14 protein-coding genes are annotated in these 19054 nt (G+C 43.7%); 11 read left to right on the top strand and 3 right to left on the bottom strand.

Translation table 11 applies throughout. From position 1 onward, the window contains the following. The first annotated feature begins 2 nt into the window (after nucleotides 1-2). From AC1DV1_RS00405 to AC1DV1_RS00395, 3 genes are all read left to right on the top strand, one after another. Complete coding sequence (locus tag AC1DV1_RS00405; RefSeq protein WP_477353705.1) at nucleotides 3-1370, top strand: glycoside hydrolase family 27 protein; 1368 nt, start codon at nucleotides 3-5, stop codon at nucleotides 1368-1370. 159 nt (nucleotides 1371-1529) lie between these two features. Continuing rightward, nucleotides 1530-3020: an L-arabinose isomerase gene (gene araA / locus AC1DV1_RS00400; RefSeq protein WP_477353703.1), complete on the top strand. Its 1491-nt coding sequence runs from the start codon at nucleotides 1530-1532 to the stop codon at nucleotides 3018-3020. Between the two features lie 611 nt (nucleotides 3021-3631). After that, nucleotides 3632-5338, top strand: coding sequence for a sodium:solute symporter family transporter (locus tag AC1DV1_RS00395; RefSeq protein ID WP_477353700.1), 1707 nt, complete (start codon nucleotides 3632-3634; stop codon nucleotides 5336-5338). Nucleotides 5339-5429: 91 nt separating this feature from the next. On the opposite strand, the gene AC1DV1_RS00390 is transcribed toward AC1DV1_RS00395, so the two are convergent. After that, complete coding sequence (locus tag AC1DV1_RS00390; protein ID WP_477353698.1) at nucleotides 5430-7364, bottom strand: PAS domain S-box protein; 1935 nt, start codon at nucleotides 7362-7364, stop codon at nucleotides 5430-5432. A gap of 715 nt (nucleotides 7365-8079) precedes the next feature. Here AC1DV1_RS00390 and AC1DV1_RS00385 point away from each other — a divergent pair. Beyond that, the gene (locus tag AC1DV1_RS00385; RefSeq protein ID WP_477353696.1) at nucleotides 8080-8505 is read left to right on the top strand and encodes a hypothetical protein; all 426 of its coding nucleotides are present in this window, start codon (nucleotides 8080-8082) and stop codon (nucleotides 8503-8505) included. 18 nt (nucleotides 8506-8523) lie between these two features. Here the strand turns inward: AC1DV1_RS00385 and AC1DV1_RS00380 are convergent, their stop codons facing one another. After that, entirely contained in the window at nucleotides 8524-8925 is a 402-nt protein-coding gene (locus AC1DV1_RS00380) for a hypothetical protein (RefSeq protein ID WP_477353694.1), read from the bottom strand. Between the two features lie 117 nt (nucleotides 8926-9042). On the opposite strand from AC1DV1_RS00380, the gene AC1DV1_RS00375 reads away from it, so the two are divergent. The 6 genes from AC1DV1_RS00375 (at nucleotide 9043) to AC1DV1_RS00350 (ending at nucleotide 15512) form a co-directional block, all read left to right on the top strand. Beyond that, nucleotides 9043-9567 (top strand): DinB family protein, encoded by a 525-nt coding sequence (locus tag AC1DV1_RS00375; RefSeq protein WP_477353692.1) that lies wholly within the window; start codon nucleotides 9043-9045, stop codon nucleotides 9565-9567. A 208-nt stretch (nucleotides 9568-9775) separates the two neighbouring features. Further along, nucleotides 9776-12247 (top strand): TonB-dependent receptor, encoded by a 2472-nt coding sequence (locus AC1DV1_RS00370; RefSeq protein WP_477353690.1) that lies wholly within the window; start codon nucleotides 9776-9778, stop codon nucleotides 12245-12247. 627 nt (nucleotides 12248-12874) lie between these two features. Beyond that, nucleotides 12875-13117 (top strand): hypothetical protein, encoded by a 243-nt coding sequence (locus AC1DV1_RS00365; protein WP_477353688.1) that lies wholly within the window; start codon nucleotides 12875-12877, stop codon nucleotides 13115-13117. A gap of 245 nt (nucleotides 13118-13362) precedes the next feature. After that, a complete protein-coding gene (locus AC1DV1_RS00360) occupies nucleotides 13363-13971 on the top strand; it encodes a murein L,D-transpeptidase catalytic domain-containing protein (protein WP_477353686.1) in 609 nt (202 codons plus the stop codon). Nucleotides 13972-14178: 207 nt separating this feature from the next. Beyond that, a complete protein-coding gene (locus AC1DV1_RS00355; RefSeq protein WP_477353684.1) occupies nucleotides 14179-14985 on the top strand; it encodes a helix-turn-helix domain-containing protein in 807 nt (268 codons plus the stop codon). A gap of 47 nt (nucleotides 14986-15032) precedes the next feature. After that, on the top strand, nucleotides 15033-15512 hold the full coding sequence (locus AC1DV1_RS00350) for an anthrone oxygenase family protein (RefSeq protein ID WP_477353682.1): 480 nt from the start codon (nucleotides 15033-15035) through the stop codon (nucleotides 15510-15512). Nucleotides 15513-15846: 334 nt separating this feature from the next. On the opposite strand, the gene AC1DV1_RS00345 is transcribed toward AC1DV1_RS00350, so the two are convergent. After that, entirely contained in the window at nucleotides 15847-17580 is a 1734-nt protein-coding gene (locus AC1DV1_RS00345) for a discoidin domain-containing protein (protein WP_477353680.1), read from the bottom strand. 181 nt (nucleotides 17581-17761) lie between these two features. On the opposite strand from AC1DV1_RS00345, the gene purD reads away from it, so the two are divergent. Then, nucleotides 17762-19036 carry a phosphoribosylamine--glycine ligase gene (gene purD / locus AC1DV1_RS00340; RefSeq protein WP_477353678.1) on the top strand — a complete coding sequence of 425 codons (1275 nt, stop codon included), beginning with the start codon at nucleotides 17762-17764 and terminating at the stop codon, nucleotides 19034-19036. Nucleotides 19037-19054 lie beyond the last annotated feature (18 nt).

Here is a 19054-nt window from a genome sequence, read left to right as displayed (position 1 = left end):
TTATGAAATCACTACGCTACCTCATTATCCTTGCGGCTGGTCTACTGGGAGCAAAAACATCATCGGCACAAACGGTTGCTGCTACGCCGCCTATGGGCTGGAACAGCTATAACTGCTTCGGCTCGGCCGTGCATGAGGATGAAGTAAAGGCCAATACCGATTATATGGCCCAAAACCTGAAGCAACATGGCTGGGAATACATTGTGGTCGATTTTTTATGGTCGTACGATAACCCTCCGGGCAGCAACATCGGTAATCCTTTTCAATTGCGCCTGCAGGATGGCTCCTACGTGCCCTGGCTTACTATGGACAAATGGGGTCGTTTAACTCCACAACCTACCAAATTCCCTTCGGCGTTCGGCGGCAATGGCTTTAAGCCCTTAAGCGATTATGTACACGCCAAAGGATTAAAATTCGGTATCCACGTAATGCGTGGTATCCCAAGGCAAGCATACTGGTCAAAATCACCCGTTAAGGGCACCAACGGCATAACTGCTGATATGGTGGCCGATACCAACAGCAAATGCCCCTGGATGAACCACATGTATGGCCTGGATATGAAAAAGCCCGGTGCGCAGGAATACCTGAATTCGCTACTGGAACTTTATGCCTCATGGGGTGTAGATTTTATTAAGGTAGATGATTTATCGCGTCCATATAGCAATGCCGAGGTGGAAGGTTACCAAAAAGCCATCCAAAATTGTGGCAGGCCTATCGTATTAAGCCTTTCGCCGGGCGAAACTCCTGTAGCACAAGCAGGTCATGCTGTTAAATATGCCAATATGTGGCGTATGGCCGATGATTTTTGGGATAACTGGAAAGAGATATTGCACATGTTTGATTATGCCAAAAGCTGGGAAGGCGTAAGTGGCCCCGGTCATTGGCCCGATTGCGATATGATACAAATTGGCAAGCTAAGTAAACGCGGCCCAGTTGGGCAGGAGCGCTACAGCCGCTTTACCGAAGATGAAGAAATTACCCACATGACGTTCTGGAGCATTTTCCGCTCGCCATTGATGATTGGCGGTAACATGCCCGAGAACCGTGAATTTGAGCTAAAGCTATTTACCAACGATGAGGTTTTGGCGGCCAACCAAAAAGGGGCCAACCCCAAACAACTGTACAAAAAAGATGGTGGCATGGTTTGGTACTCGCAGATACCCGGCAGCAAAGATATTTATGTAGCCCTGTTTAACATTGGCGATGTAAATAAAGACGTTGCTGTTGATTTTGCTGCGCTGGGCCTTAAAGGCAAAGTAAAAGTGCGCGACCTGTGGAAAAAACAAGATGTTGGCCAGTTTAATAAAACTTACCAGCAAAACATTAACCTGCACGGCGCAACGTTATTAAAACTATCGCCGGCAAAATAATAATTATTGAATTATTGATTGACTGAATTATTGAATATAAAAACCATTAACAAGCATGTATCACGATTTTAATTTCCAATTCAATAGTTACTTCAATCACTAATTTTAATAATTCACTAACTCAATAATTCATTAATTCAATAAATCACTAATTATAAAATGATCGATCTTAAAAAATTTGAAGTTTGGTTTATTACAGGAAGCCAAAACTTATATGGGGAAGAAACGCTGAAAAAAGTTGCCGAACATTCGCAGGAAATAGCCGCTGGCATTGACGCTACCGGCAACATCCCCGTTCGTGTGGTTTACAAACCTGTGGTAAAATCGACCGAAGAAATTTATGAAACCCTGCAGGCTGCTAATGTGGCCGAAAACTGTATCGGTATCATTACCTGGATGCACACATTTAGCCCGGCTAAAATGTGGATCCGCGGGTTAAGCATCCTTAAAAAACCGATGCTGCACCTGCATACCCAATATAACCGCGATATTCCATGGAGTTCGATAGATATGGATTTCATGAACCTGAACCAAAGCGCCCATGGCGACCGCGAGTTTGGCTTCATGGTATCGCGTATGCGCATGAACCGTAGGGTGGTTGTTGGCCACTGGCAGGATCCTGAGGCTTTGGCCCAGATTGAAACCTGGACCCGCGCAGCCGCCGGCTGGTACGACTGGCAAGGTGCCAAATTTGTACGCTTTGGCGATAACATGCGTTTTGTGGCCGTTACCGATGGCGACAAAGTAGAGGCTGAACTGAAATTCGGTTTCTCGGTAAATACCTACGGTGTTGGCGACCTTGTAGCCGTGATTAACGCGGTAAGCGAAGAATCGGTTAGCGAACTGATAGAGGAATATGAGGCCACCTACACCATGGCCGACGACCTTAAGAAAGGCGGCGCTAAGCATCAGTCGGTATATGATGCTGCTAAAATTGAGTTAGGCTTACGCAAATTTTTGGTTGACGGTGGCTTTAAAGGCTTCTCGGATACGTTTGAAGACCTGCATGGCATGATCCAGTTGCCAGGTATTGCCGCCCAGCGCCTGATGGCCGATGGCTTTGGCTTTGCCGGCGAAGGCGACTGGAAAACCGCTGCCCTGGTACGCGCATTTAAAGTGATGGGTGCCGGCCTGCCAGGCGGCAACGCTTTCATGGAAGATTATACCTACCATTTTGACCCTAACAACGCCTTGGTATTAGGATCGCATATGCTGGAGGTTGACGCGTCATTAGCAAACGGTCAGGCAGCCTTAGAAGTTCACCCATTGGGAATTGGCGGCAAGGCCGATCCTGCGCGTTTGGTATTTAACGTGACCGGCGGTGCAGCGCTTAATGCATCAATTGTGGATATGGGCAACCGTTTCCGCCTGCTGGTTAACGAGGTTGAAGCCGTTGAACCGGTTGAAGACCTGCCAAACCTGCCTGTTGCCCGCGTACTTTGGAAACCACTGCCCGACATGAAAACCGGCTGTGCAGCCTGGATTTACGGCGGAGGCGCACACCATACCGCTTACAGCCAGAATTTGACAGCCGAGCATATGCAGGATTTTGCTGATATGGCGGGCATCGAGTTTTTAAGGATTGGTAAGGATACAACTATACCACAGTTCAGGAATGAGATATTGTGGAACGAGGTAGCTTATAAATAAGAAGAAGAAGCCCCCTCTAAATCTCCCCCTGAAGGGGGAGACTTTTGATTTGCATGATATCAACCCGTCATTGCGAGGTACGAAGCAATCCCGAACTATGTGGGACTTAACATGTCGGGGATTGCTTCGTACCTCGCAATGACGGATTATTTAAGGATTTGCATAAAAAGAGGAATTCTGTTAATTCTTAAATTCTGATTCAGACAAATGCGTTAGGGATAGCAGCGGATACCGGCCCGCGATTAAGGCCTGTGTAGTATGAGCGGATAGCCCGGGCCAAAGGCAATGCCGGGCAAAGAGTCAAGAGGTTAGAATCAAGAGTTAAGACTTTTGAGGATTGGTGGATAACGACGAAATAAATACATAAAACTATGCTATTGCGAGCGTAGCGCGGCAATAGCGAACTGTGCGCATCTGCTGTGCATGCGACGGGGTTGCCGCGCTACGCTCGCAATGACAAGTATTTTAGCAATGACAAGTGTTTTAATGACAAGTGTTTTAATAAATTAAATGCAATTAAACACACAACCCACGATGGGATTCCGGTTGTGTGTTTTTAAATAACAGCAAAAGAGAGAACGAATACAATAAAACTAATTTAAACCCAATTTATGAACAAATTTTCAACCATTGATTACGTCATATTCGTGATCTATTTTATTGTGGTATCCAGTTATGGTTACTGGGTGTACAGCCGCAAAAAAAAGGCCAGTATATCAGCTAGTCATGATTTCTTTTTGGCCGAGGGATCGCTTACCTGGTGGGCCATTGGGGCATCGCTTATTGCGTCTAACATATCCGCCGAGCAGTTTATTGGCACCAGCGGACAAGGTTTCGCAGTGGGTTTAGCTGTGGCGGCTTACGAGTGGGTGGCGGCTATCGCGCTCATTATAGTGGCGGTATGGTTTATCCCGGTGTATTTGAAAAACAAGATTTTCACTATGCCGCAGTTTTTGCATACCCGGTACAACGAAACGGTGAGCTTTATTATGGCCATTTTCTGGCTGTTTTTATACGTGTTTGTTAACCTTACCAGTATATTATACCTGGGCGCGCTGGCCATTAATAACCTGATAGGCGGCGACATCAGTTCGATGCACAACATCATCATTGCATTGGCCGTGTTTGCCTTATTCATTACCCTTGGCGGTATGAAGGTAATTGGCTTTACCGATGTAATACAGGTATTGGTGCTTGTAATAGGCGGCCTGGCTACTACTTACATAGCTTTAACGCTGGTGAGCGAGCATTTTGGTTTAGGCAAAGATGCTATAGCCGGTTTAAAAATGATGTTTAAGGACTCGCCCGAACACTTTAAAATGATGATGGCTAAACCAAAAATAGACGCCCCACAAGCCGAAATTACCAAATACCTGGCGCTGCCGGGCATAGCCATGTATTTTGCAGGCCAATGGATTGTGAACCTTAACTATTGGGGTTGTAACCAATACATTACCCAACGTGCTTTAGGTGCCGATTTAAAAACCGCGCGTACGGGCATCCTGTTTGCCGGGTTGATGAAACTGGCCATGCCTATAATAGTAGTAATACCAGGTATTGCAGCTTATGTATTATACAAAAATGGCGGCTTGCAACATGAGATGGCATCGGGCGGGCATTTCAATTCGGATAATGCTTACTCGGCTATCCTGGGCTTTTTGCCTACCGGGCTTAAAGGGCTTTCGGTAGCAGCGCTTACCGCGGCTATTGTGGCTTCATTGGCTGGTAAAGCCAACAGTATATCTACCATTTTTACGCTGGATATTTACAAAAAGCATATGGTGAAGGATGCCGACGAGAAAAAGATGGTTTGGGTGGGCAAGCTAACAATTTTGGCGGCGCTTGTATTCTCCATCATCCTTACCTGGAAAGATCTTTTAGGTATTGGCGGCGAAGGGGGCTTTACCTTTATCCAAAAATACACCGGCTTTATCAGCCCGGGAATCTTCGCCATATTCATTTTAGGTTTCTTTTGGAAACGTACTACAGGCGCGGCAGCTATTGCGGGGATACTTACAGGCTTTGCTATGTCGGTACTGTTTAATAACTATGCACCGGCTTTATTTGGTCACGAAACCTTCCTGTACACGGCCTTCCCTAATGGCAAAGGTGGCTGGGAAATTCCATTCCTGATCTGTATGGGATTATCGTTTATGTTTACCATTATTGTAATGGTGGCCATCAGCCTGGCCGGACCTAAAATAAACCCTAAAGCTTTTGATATTCCGCGTGCAATGTTTAAGGTTGATAAACAAACCCTGGCATTAATTATAGTAACGCTGTTATTGCTTACCATGCTTTATGCCAAGTTCTGGTAGTACAAGAATTTTGTTATAGGTTACATTGATTGAATCCCCCAATGGCTTAATTGCCAGGGGGATTTTTTATTGCACTGTTGTTGGGCCCCAATCATGATAAATCCACGGCGTCATCAATCTTGCTGTGGATTTGATGAACAATGCTATCCATCTCGTTGAGGGTAATTTTAAGCAATGCAAATATCTCCTCCTTATCTTCGGCGCTGTCGGCCATATCTGCCAGGTACATGAGGCCCAGCATAGTGGCAACCGGCCGCCTTATCTCATGCGAGCTTAGCCATGCTATTTCTTTTAAAAATTCGTTCTGCCGCTTATTTTCCTGGATAGATTGTTTTAAATCGTTGATGTCTTTAATAACCCCTATCAGCCTTACTGGCTCCTTTTGTTCGTTATAAATAAAGTAACCCTGGTCCATAATATACTTATACACGCCATTACCGCAATTTATGCGGTACTCGCAGGCCCAGTTTGTTTTACCTTCGATTTTAATTTTTTGCTGGCTGGCTACTACTTCCACAACATCATCAGGATGGATGAGCTGGCGCCACCATGCCAGGTTATAAACTATCTGGTCATAAGCAACATCAATCAACTGGGTTAAACTAGCGTTATAAACAATTGTATCTGTGGGTATATTTAAATCATAAATCACATCTTTAGTCGCCTGTGCCAGCAGTTCGTACCGTTCTACCGCTTCCTTTAGCTTAATATCCTTTAGTTTATTTTCGGTTATATCCGAAAAATAAACCGCAACGCCATCGTCGGTTGGGTAAGCCGCCAGCCTTATCCATTTATTTAGTACCAGCGAATAATCTTCCATCCTCACAATTACCCGCTCTTCCAGTGCCTTTTGATAATAAGGATACATGCGGTTTCGCTCTTTAGGGAAAAGCGTAAAAATACTTTCGCCAACAATTTTAGCAAATCTCCCGCCAACAATATCTTCAAAAGCCTGGTTAATACGGGTAATGCACATGTTATAGTCCAATGCAAAAAAAGCATCACTAATACTGTTCAGGGTATTTTCAAGGTTGCTTAAATGCCTGTTTTTTTCAACCTCCAGTTGCTTAAGCTCGGTAATGTCCTGCATCGAACCAATTACTTTCAGAGGCATGCCCGGCACGGTTTCTAAACGGGCCAATTGCCGCATGTACCGGGTTTCGCCGTCGAGCACTTTAGTGCGGTGGGTAACATCAAGGGTTTTACCATTGGTCATTAAATCATTAAGGCCGGCAATCATCATTGGCCTGTCCTCCGGGAAAATATGTTCCAGGTAAATATCAAAGGGTTCCCGCCCATCATCCGGGTTAATACCCGTAAGCGTGTACAACTCATCAGACCATAGCAACTTACGGGTATCCGGAAAATATTCCCAGCCGCCTACCTTTGATATCAGTTGCGTTTCTCTTAAGTTTTGTTTTTTATTGAAAATATCCTGGTTTATTTTCTCTAACCGTTGCTCAAATAATAGCTGTTCGGTCATATCCCGAACCATTACCATCACATTTGGGCTATTATTAAAAATTATTTTATGCGATGTAACGCTGACATGAATAATGCTTCCATCTTTTTTAATATGCCGCCAGTTACCATTCAAATTCAGGCTGGCTGACAAACGTTCGGCAGCCTCAATTAACTTTTCTGCATCCTCGGCCGGGCGGATATCCAGAATACTTTTTGTTAAAAACTCGTCGTGGCTATAACCATAAGTGCTAACAGCGGCATCATTAACCGAAACAATGTTCAATGTATCGTCATATATCCACATAGGCACCGGGTTGCTCTGGTACATATTGCGGTACTGAGTTTCGCTTTGCTTCAGCTTTGCGTCGTTCTTTTTTATCAGGTAATACAAAAAGAACCCGCTGCCAATAACAAAAAAATACCCCTTGGCACTGCTAATGAGTAAAAACTGCTCACCGGTAAAATTATGCTCCAGATAAAACAGCAAACGATCACTAAAAGTGATCCAGAGCAAACTGATAATGATATAAATAAGGGCTATCCGTAAAGCACCATGCCGCATTAGCTTCGCGTTAAATTATTTATTAAATTAAACGTTTAAATACATTATTGGTTACAATAAATATTTATAGGCGCCAATATATGTATTTACAGCTTTTAATATTAAAGTGTTTTTAAAGCATGCAATCAATGTAATAAATATATTTATTCAAACATTAAAAGCTTTTAAAACACAAGAATTGTGGCAACAGGGAGGGGCGGATTTTAAGAGCAACTTGATTTTTTCCATGCCGTTGCCTGCGGCCCGCGCTATCTGCTCATACTGCACGGGCATTAGGCGCGGGGCCGGTATCCGCGCCTATCGCTAACGGGAAGGGTGGTTGGCGAGGAGAACTCGGTTTTATTGATTGTTTTAGATATCTTTAGGAAATCATGCCCTATTCGTTTAAATGAAAAACCTATTCCAATTAATGCCTATCACAAGTTTTTTTCAAGCAGTAACTTTTTGCACAGAAACCTTATGTCGATACCCAAAAGAATAAATGAGACTCGAGAAAAGACCTCCTTGAGAATTTACGTTACTGTGTTAACCTTGATAACCTGCATTAACTATTGCAATGCTTACAAATCGCGATAAACTTAACTTGTTGAACTTTATACTCAGAACCGGGATGTATATAACAACTGCCGACGAAAACAATATTGTAAGTTTTATTCACGGGTATGAATTTGGGCTAAATGGAGAATGCGATTTTACCGAACAACTAAAAATATATTTGGTAAATCATTTAAAAATAAGCTCCAGCAGTGATGGTTGGTCGGGGCAAATCACACGCTACTCGAGAAAAAAATCAATTCCGTGGGCAGTTGCGTTTAAGCAACTGGGGCTTGAAATATTGGCATCAGATGAAATTGGTGGATTAAACGATCAAATGCAGCAATTGATTAAAGTGCGGGTTAACACTTTAATCACACGTATCGATGACGCCAATCCATGGTTGAATGGAAGTTGGGTTGAGGAATGCGTGGCTTTATTTGCTATAAAAAGTATTTGGTTTAAAAGTTTGTGGACCACTGCAGAATATCAATCGCTAAAATCAATTCGGCGAACGATTGACCAGGGGCGGTTTTCTGAAAACAGTTACCCTTTTAAGCCAACAAAAGCCCTTTTAGATTTAAAAAATAAATTTAGCGGCACCTAAAAACCTTACACTAACTAATCAAACCCGAACACCATAATCCAATTCAACATTAACCTCGAATGTAACGTCTGCTACCCCATCAATCATTGGTACAGCAACTAACAGGATAGGAACCTGCAATTCAGAGATATCCTCAACAACAGCCCAGCCATTCGCAACCCATACTGCTATTCTGGTTAATATTGGGGTAGGGAAATAGTATTGAGCAGCAGCATAGTAAGCGGTATCTTTTATTTTTAAAAGGATAAAAGGATCAACCATATTGGCAGTAATATTGGTGGTGCTGGTAACCGGGCGCTGATAACATTCCTGGTCGTGGATGCCGTCCTCATTAAAAGTATTTATCCAAATGGGGTATTGGAGGTAATCATTAATAGTAATGTTTTCTTCCAGTTTCGCAGAACCCGTAATGTAACTCATGGCACAAAAATATGTAAAGGATTTTTTTCATAGCCAAAGATAGTTGCACTCCCAAACATTAACTTACTGACAACCTTTTTTAAACAGCTTTGTTAACCTTTAAAACAAAAAAATACCATGAACGACAAATTGTTAGCACAGGAGTTTGTGAAAGAACTGGAGGCCGAGGTGCCATCGACCCTGAAATGCCTGGAACGTATACCGCCGGAAGTGTTTGGTTATAAACCGCACCCAAAATCAATGGAGATGGGCTACCTTACCTTGCTTGTTGCCGAAATTCCGTTATGGATAGCCCACATCATTAGGCATGCCGAAATTGATTTTGCCACCTTTAAGCACATAGAGGCCAAAACCACGCAGGATATGGTAAATCATTTTAAAACCAATGTAGCCGATGCCAAAGAAGCCCTGCTTGGTATTACCGAAGGTGCTTTGGCCGAACCTTTTTATTTAAAAGCAAACGGGCAAATACTGTTTGCATCAACCAAAGACGAGCAAATAGGATCAAGCATTAACCATATGGTACATCATCGCGGGCAGCTTACCGTTTACATGAGGCTAAATGATATTGCCGTGCCATCTGTTTACGGCCCATCGGCCGATGATAAAAGCTTTACCAGCAACAGCAGGGGGGCGAAATAACATAGTTGGTAATGGCAGAGGCATGGTTTCCCCCCTACCAACCATTAACCCCGTATATCTATCGACCAAGGGCCTGTTTGTGCCGATGAAGCGCTACCAGCTATACCTAAGCAGCCCTCCGTCATGTTGATTTGTCTTCCGGTCGATTATTTCTTTACGCCTGTCTATTGCGTTTTAGCAAACGGCCCCATTGGTTTTTATTTGGGGTATGAAACTAAAATTACAATTCCTGCTATTGTTCCTTTTACCATTCACTATGGTAAAGGCCGCTAATATAATTACCGATGCGGGCACCGGAATTACCGGTACTGTTATCGATTCGGTGAGCCAAAAACCGGTAGATTATGCTACCGTATCTGTTTTTGACCAGGCAAGTAACAAGGTTGTAAACGGCACCGTAACAGCCACCGATGGCAAATTCACCATTGATAAATTGCCGGCAGGCACTTACCGCCTAAGGATAAACTTTATGGGCTATGCCAATAAAACCATCGCCAATATTAAAGTTGAGGGCGGCATGCTTAAACTGGGCCGCATTTTACTTAGCCCCGATAGTAAATTGCTGAAAGAAGTACAGGTTACCGGTAAAAAAGCATTGATTGAAGAAAAAATAGACCGCACTGTATATAACGCCGAAAACGACCTGACAGCCCGCGGCGGCGATGCCACAGACGTAATGAAACGAGTGCCCATGGTATCTGTTGACCTTGACGGTAATGTGAGCGTGCGCGGCAGCTCAAACATTAAAGTGCTCATTAACGGCAAACCCTCGGCCATGGCATCGGCCAGCGTGTCCGACGCTTTAAAACAAATCCCAGCCGATTTGATTAAAAGCGTGGAAGTGATCACTTCTCCATCGGCCAAATACGATGCCGAAGGATCTGGCGGAATCATCAACATCATCCTGAAACAAAATACATTGCAGGGCCTTACACTTAACCTGAATGCAGCAGCGGGAACACGCGGCGCCGATCTGGGCCTTAACGGCGGCTACAAAACCGGCAAGCTTACCTTTTCATTAGGTGGCTTTGGGCGTACAGGCTACAATATCCCCGGCGAGTTTAACAATAGCCAAACAGTAACCAGCCTTACTAACGGCGATGCCTTACAAACCACACAATCGGCCAATACACACAACAAATATTTGTTTGCCCGGTATAATGCCGGATTAGATTATGATATCAGCGCGCATAACTCGCTTAGCCTGGGGGTAGTGTTTGGCGCCAACAACCACCCTACCGTTCAGGACAACTTTTTAACCAACAGCTACCTGAATGATGTGCTTACCGGTTCGTCGCTGCAAAAAAACAATATCACCAACAACTCCAACTCGGTTGATGCTACCCTAACTTACACGCTCACCGGCAAAAGGCCCGACCGTGAGTTCAGTTTTCTGACGGAGTACAGCCAGAATAACCGCCACAACAACTTTGAAAGCATTTTTCTTGATCAAACCGATGGCGCATCAACGGGTGGATTAAAAAACAATAACAACAGCGTTAATAAAGAACTTACGCTTGAGGCCGATTACCAAACGCCGCTTGCCAAAAACCAGCTGCTTGAATTTGGCGCTAAAGATATTGTAAGAACAGTAACCAGTAGCTACACCTACCTATCGGCTGCCGATGGTTCGCTTAACTATCAGCCGTTATCATCGGCCAGCCTGTCAAATGCGTTCAACTACAAGCAAAATGTGGCATCAGGCTATGTATCATTTACTTTTAACCCCTTTAAAAATTACACCATTAAAGCGGGTACCCGGTACGAGTACACGTCTATCAGCGCCGATTTTCAGAGCGGGCAGGCAGTCAGCATCCCCGATTATGGCATTCTGGTACCCAGCCTTAACATCAGCAAAAAGTTTGATAACGGCGATATGATTAAACTGGGTTACAACCGCCGCATCCAGCGCCCATCTATCGAGTTTTTAAACCCCAATATACAGGCATCCAATGCCTTAAATATAACCAGTGGTAACCCCGGCCTACAGCCCGAGTTTACCAATAATTTTGAACTGGCTTACAGCACCAATATCAAGAGCAACCATTTCAATATTTCGGCTTTTATGCGCAATACTAATGATGCTATCCAAACCATCCGGTCAAGCAGCGGCGATACCATAAAAACAAGCTATCAAAATCTTGGCAAGCAAAATGCCTATGGCATGAGCTTATCGGCCAACCTTACGCTCACCAGCAAACTAAGCCTAAACGGCGGCCTTGATATGTACTATTTAGATTTGGACAACCAGGACCCCGACCCGCTTTTCCGCGCATCAAATCATGGCTGGGTGGCCAACTACCGCATATTTGGCAGCTATGACCTGTCAGACAAGTACTCGGTACAGGCATTTGCCTTTCGCCGCTCGCGCCAAATACAGCTACAGGGTTACCAGGGCAGTTTCGGGGTGTACAACTTAAGCTTTAACCGGAAATTTGCCAATAAAAAAGGCAGCATCGGCATTGGTGCAGATAACTTCCTGACTAATGGTTTCAGGATACCAACAGTTGTTAATTCGGGCAATATCAATCAGAACGCTGTAAACATTATGCACAACCGAAGTTTCGAACTAACATTTACTTATAAGTTTGGTGGCCTGTCGGCCGAAAAGCCTAAGAAACCCAAAAAGACAATTAACAATGATGATTTGAAGGAAGGCAGTAGTAGTAACAATAATTAATAAAAAAATCGCCCCTCACTTTGGTATTATATACCGGCGGGGGGCGGATAGTTTATCACTATATCATATCTATTAATTTCCAACTCCGACATAGCGAAAGAGGGTAAATTCCGAAAGTTAAGATTTACTTCGTTTTATATACTTTCTGTACAAGTATTCGGCATATCCCACACTAATGTAATCCGGAAACTTCCAGGTAGGATAATACCGTCGTTGAATATATTTTACGCCGCTAAAAAACAGAATAGCCGCTATTAATAAAATACCCAAACTCAATAGTATGATCCCGAGTACTATAACAATATCCATAATTTATTCATTTTTGGTTTGTACGCATCAGCTAAAATAAAGGTTTCATTTGTTTCAATTAATAATTTTCGCTTTCTGCCCCAAAATTAACCTTTAAACAAACTTATTGATAAATCTTTGATAATTGATATACCCCCGGGTTGTAAAATGCAAACAATTAAAACAGCCTGCGTTTAAAGCCCGAAAAAAACATATTTTTTGACGCTCTCGGCTACCCTTTCATTTTGTAACAATTACGCAACAAGCAATCCACTCTATAATAATCCTAAAATCCGGACGTTTTTAGGCCATTAGCATCTGAAATACCCCAAATTAATAATGAACATACAAGTTAACCTTGCCCAAATCCGTTTTAATACCGAAAGCGATGGTCAAAACAAATGCTGGCGGCTGGTGCTGGATGGCGAAGAGATACTGGTAGAATCTGTAAACATCCTGGCCCCTGTTTTTACCTCCCGCGATTGGATTGAGCCCATCAACAAATTTAAACACCATATTTCTGTTGCCGATTGCCTTGTGCATATCGACGACGCCGGAGCAGCGCTGATAACTGCTGTTTGATGGGCTACAGCGTGTGCCCCTATTTTTTGGATCTGGTCCATTAATAAAACTGCTTATCGTCTTGGTTAACCAGATGCTTTTTTAAAAAAAGTACCTGGGGCCGCATACCAGACAATAAACTATTTCGATACAATAAGCATCCTCCCCTCAGACTCTTCTCTAAGGGGTAAAATATTACCAGCACCACGCAATACTAATCGCATCTTTCAAACGTTTCACATCATCACAATATTTATTAATCACCGGTGAAACCTTGTCTTAAATTCCTTGCACTATTGCAGTTACTGCTATTAACCACAGCTGCTAATGCTGCAACCCCGCATATTGATATTAGCCGCACCAGGCTAAAGGCCAAACAAAGCCTTGCTTTTTGCAAACAAAAAGGCTACAATACCCGCTATTGTATTTTAATAGATATGAGCCTGCACTCGGGTGTTAAGCGCTTTATGGTTTGGGATTTCCGCAAAAACGATACCATGATTACAGGCCTGGTAAGCCACGGCTGTGCCAGTGCCCCGTGGTCGGGCGTGTGGACAAAGGATAAACCCGTTTTTAGCAATAGTGACGGTAGCCATTGTACCGCCCTGGGTAAATACCAAATTGATGGCCGGGCCTATAGCGCATGGGGTATCCATGTAAAATACTTTTTAACCGGACTGGAGAGCAGTAACAATAATGCCCTGATCAGGCAAATCGTATTCCACTCCTGGGACCAGGTTTCCGAAACCAATGTATATCCCAACGGTACGCCCGAAGGGTGGGGCTGCCCTGCCATATCAAACAATACCCTAAAAATTGTCGACGCGTTGATCAGAAAGCAAAAAAAGCGGATGCTGATGTGGATATATAGTTAGTGATACAAGCATGATACCAGTTATGCCTTAAGCCTAAATCAGGCCAAGTCGACATAAGCAATTTACTCTAAGATACTTGTACCAAAAAATAAAAATCCGTTTCTTTATATCAACCGGCAAAACCGAAGGAATTGAAATTCCATACTTTCGCCGGACTACCCACGTTAGCGGTAATTTTTAACGGGCCTTATAATCAATTCCTTAAAATTGAACTACAGCTATTATATACCCCAGGAGCCGTGTTTTAAGCATGCCATCCATGCAATTTGGCAGGTTGATACCTTCCATCAGTTTCATCAGGAATACATTATACCCAAAGGCGTAGTAGAAGTTATTTTCAACTTTAGCGATAGCTCATTTATCCCGGCCCGGCTTGGCGGTAAATTACATTATTTATCAAATTGCTTTATTAGTGGATTCAACACAACGCCAATACAGCTTCATCTTCCAAAACAACAGGTTTTTTTTGGTGTCCAGTTTCAACCTTTGGCCATAAAAGATATTTTTAAGGTACCTGCCTGCGAATTTTTAAATATTACAGTCGACTTAACCCTCCTTGATTCAACATTCAACTCTCTTTGGCACCAGCTTGCCGAACAAAATGATTTCGACGCGCGGGTATCTGTTTTTTTGGCCTGGCTCAGGCCAAATTTGATTGCCTGGCAACCCAGGGAGCAATTAATGAACAATTTTATTTACGCACCCAATCAACATGATGCGTCTGTAACAGCGCTGGCAAACTCCCTATGTTATTCGCCCCGGCATTTATCAAGGAAACTCGTTGATGCAACAGGAATGAATACCGAAGAAATTTTGCTTTATAAAAAGTACCTGCGTGCAGTGGATTTAATTCACCAGGGCGAATTGTCGTTGACGGAAATTGCTTTTCAAAGTCATTTTGCCGACCAATCACATTTTATCAAAACTTTTAAAGCTTATGCCGCAATAACGCCCGGCGAATACAAACGGAACATGAGCAAGATAAAGGGGCATATTTATACAGATGTCCGTTAAATACAATTCTGCGGCCCGTTTGGTAGCCATCTTTGCAGAAAAAAAACATGAAAACAATAATTTTATTTGCCTCTATCAGTATTGCCTGCGGCCTGCTGTTTGTAAACCTGTATACTTCCCTGGTTGATGTGAAATCATGGGGAAGTGATATTCCCCATTCCATTGCTGTTACAAGAGCCTATTTTAAGACGGTAAATCCCGGAAATTTTTTCAGGATATTTTCGCCGGTGAACCAGGTGCTGGGCCTGGCGGTACTTGTACTTTTTTGGAAAACGTCTCCTTCTATCCGGCTATGTTTGGGGGCTGCGCTTGTTTTATACATTTTAGCCGATGTATTTACTTTTGCCTACTTCTATCCCCGCAACGACATTATGTTTAAGACTGCTCAACTGAGCGATGTTGATTTGCTTAAAAGAACAGTATCGGAATGGAGCGGGATGAATTGGCTGCGTTCTTTAGTTATACTGGCAGGCCTCTTTTTCTCATTTATGGCGTTGGATAAAATTTATTTGCTTCGGTATAAATAACAACATTTCATTCGTTCAGGTTCCTCTCCAAGAGAACCTGGACGGATAGAAGCTATTTTCTGCTACAAATTACACCTCCTTTTTTCGCCGGGCTAAATTCAATTATCAACGCGGCGTCTAAGACCTGGTCATCTAATCGCCTTGATGATAAAACAAGATACCAGCCTGCCGGCGCCAAAAATAAACAAAGCAAAAACTGGTGAATCCACCAATAACCCGCTTCGAGCCTATTTTGGCAAAAATAAAAGCTGCAATGATCATCATGTGCAATCTGTGAAAAAAGTCGTCCTCAAAATAAACATAAAAAAGGAAAAAGCAACATACCACCAATCAACTACTGATTATACGTCCATACATCGCCCGAACGCATGGTAACCTGCGGGCTGGTATAAAGCAAGGTGGTGCCGTCGGTATCGTACACATAAAAGTGGCCGGTTTCCATATCGGTATTCATGTAAAGTACAACCTGGTTTGGCCCGTGTGCTCTTTCAATATCGCCCCAGCGCGTGCTTGTTCTGTCGCTTATAAAAATTATTTTTTTGGTAAGCCACCTGGCGTGTAATGAATTGTGGCTCAAATCACTGATAGGCCCGGCGCCATATATAATGCCATATAGCCTGTTAGCACTGGTTACAAAACCCATCGAAACAATATATAAATCGGCTGCATTATGATTGCCCAGCAAAAAGCTGCTGGCCGGGAAACGGGCAAGGTTGTTGCTTACACAGTACCTTAATTCCTGCCCGTTATGGTGCATGCCCATTAAATAGTAAGTGGTATTGTTATAGGTAAAAGCTTTCACATCCTGTGCAACAAGGTCTTCGGCCAGCGCGTCGCCGGTGTAGTTGAAATTAACGCCATCGGCACTTACCGCATGGTGAACTGCCCTGCGCTTGGTTGCAAAATCGTTAAAGTACAAATGATAGGTACCATTTTCCAGGTAGCCCACATTTGACCCATTTACGTCGGCAGCGCTCCAGCCTGCATAATTGGTCATGGTTAACAAGGAATTTCCCGAGCCTGCATTTGGCGTCCAGGCAATGCCATCGGGTGAGGTTGCAAAGCTGGGCTTATTGGTAACCGAGTTTTGAGGTAATGATGTATAATACATCAGCCAACTGCCATCAGGCTTTTTAAGTACGGTTTCGTTATTTATATGGCGCCTGTCGCCATTGCCAATCATTAACGTGTGATTGCCAAAAGTTAAAAAATCATCTTGGGTTACGGTAGCAAATATCCGGTCGTTTTTTGCTGATGTATTATCCCAGCCTCCATAATAAATATTCCAGTTGCCGCCATTATAAACTATGTTTGGCGCATATATATTGGGGTTAACAGTAAGGGGTGTAGCCCGGATAATGGGGTCGCGTTCGTCCTGGGTCCAGTTAAAAATGCGGTTTGGGTTAAACGTGTCCGAGCCGGCGTTATTAACCCGGTTTTGCCTAACGGCGTTATCGTTGCTGGCCCACTTAAAATGATTGAAACCATCATCGTATCCTGCGGCAACTTCAGCAAATTGTAAATAATAGTTGGGGCCATCAGCACGTAGCCTGGTAACCTCTATTTTTATGCCGCTGGCATGCACGGTAACCGGCAGCGGTATTATCACCGGCAAATTATAGCTGTCGTTTTTTTGAGGATTGGCAAAATTAGTGAACGACTTTACGGCTACCCATGATGTGCCTGTATAATAATAAATTGTAAAATTTAAGGGGAAGCATAAGCCTGCATTATTAGTGCCATACCTTGGGGTTAGCTTCACATAATTTACATCAGTTGCGCCGCTAAAATAAAACTGAATAAACTCTACGCCGTCGGGGCTCACATGCCGCACCGAACTCCAGCTGGTGGCAGCATTACTGTCAATAGCATTTGATGCACTCCAGGAAGGATAGGTTGATGATACCGAAATACTAACAATGGGTATGCTGGTATTTACCAACGGTGCTTTTAAACTTTGGTTATCGAGCGTAATGGCCGACTTTGTATTTTTTTCCGGCACATCTTTGCTGCACCCTGCCAAAAAAACAACAGTTAGAAGAAGCAGTATGCGCAAAATTTTACTCATGATAAAGGTTGGCAGGTTATTAATACGAGGTAGCGCGACTGCTATTGGGAGTAAAAATAGCTGAATATTTTATTCCCGTCAAATGCGCAGAAATAATTTTTATTTGGCAGCCCTTGTACCTAAGCAAAAAAGCCAACACTGGTACCAATGCTACTCATCCAAAAAAACTATCTTTGCCCCCATGAATATCCTGATCCTCGGTTCGGGCGGAAGGGAAAGCGCCTTCGCCTGGAAAATTGCGCAAAGCCCTAAATGTGAAAAGCTTTTTATAGCCCCCGGCAATGCCGGCACCCACCAGTACGGCACCAACGTTAACATTAAGGTTACCGATTTTGAGGGTATTAAGGCGCTGGTATTGGAACAAGGCATCAACTTGGTACTGGTAGGCCCCGAAGAGCCGCTGGTAAAAGGTGTTCACGATTTCTTTTTGGCCGATGAGCAATTAAAAAATGTACCCATAGTAGGTCCGCAGCAGGAAGCCGCCCAGTTAGAGGGCAGTAAGGATTTCAGCAAGCAATTTATGCAAAGGCATAACATACCTACGGCAGCCTACAAAACTTTTACTAAAGATACCTTGCAGGAGGGCCTTACCTACCTGGCAACTGCCGGCCTTCCGGTTGTGCTTAAGGCCGATGGCCTGGCCGCAGGCAAAGGGGTGCTTATATGTACTTCGCTTGAAGAAGCCCAACTGGAACTTACCCAAATGCTTGCCGAAGCTAAATTTGGCGATGCCAGCTCGAGCGTGGTTATTGAGCAATTTTTACAAGGCATCGAGCTATCTGTTTTTGTGATGACCGATGGCAACAACTATAAAATACTTCCCGAAGCTAAGGACTATAAACGCATTGGCGAGGGTGATACCGGCTTAAATACAGGTGGTATGGGTTCCATTTCGCCAGTACCGTTTGCAGATGCCGCTTATATTAAAAAGGTTGAAGATTTAGTTATCATCCCAACCGTAGAGGGTTTGAAAAAAGATGGAATCCCATACAAAGGCTTCATTTTTATAGGCCTGATGAATAAAGATGGCGAGCCCTGGGTGATAGAATATAACTGCCGCATGGGCGACCCTGAAACCGAAAGCGTAATGCGCCGTATCGATAGCGATTTTGTTGACCTGCTGCAAGGCGTAGCCGAAGGCAACCTTAATGAAAAAGAGTTAATTATTTCGCCAAAAACTGCTGCTACCGTAGTTATGGTAGCGGGCGGCTATCCCGGCGAATACCTTAAAAACAAAGTAATAACCGGCACCGAAAACGTGCGCGACAGTATCGTATTCCACGCAGGTACCAGTTTTGATGGCGAAAACGTGATTACCACAGGTGGCCGAGTTTTGGCAATAACTACCCTGCAGGACTATATGTTTAACGCCCTGCAGCAAGCCACAGCCGATGCCAGCCGCATTTATTACGATGGCATGTACTTCAGGAAAGATATCGGATTTGACCTTTTGTAGAAGGCAGTTGATTAGGTT

It is taken from the genome of Mucilaginibacter sp. P4_D1 (genome assembly GCF_056401935.1).
Note: the sequence above shows the minus strand (reverse complement) of the source record. Positions and strands in the feature narration are given on the sequence as shown.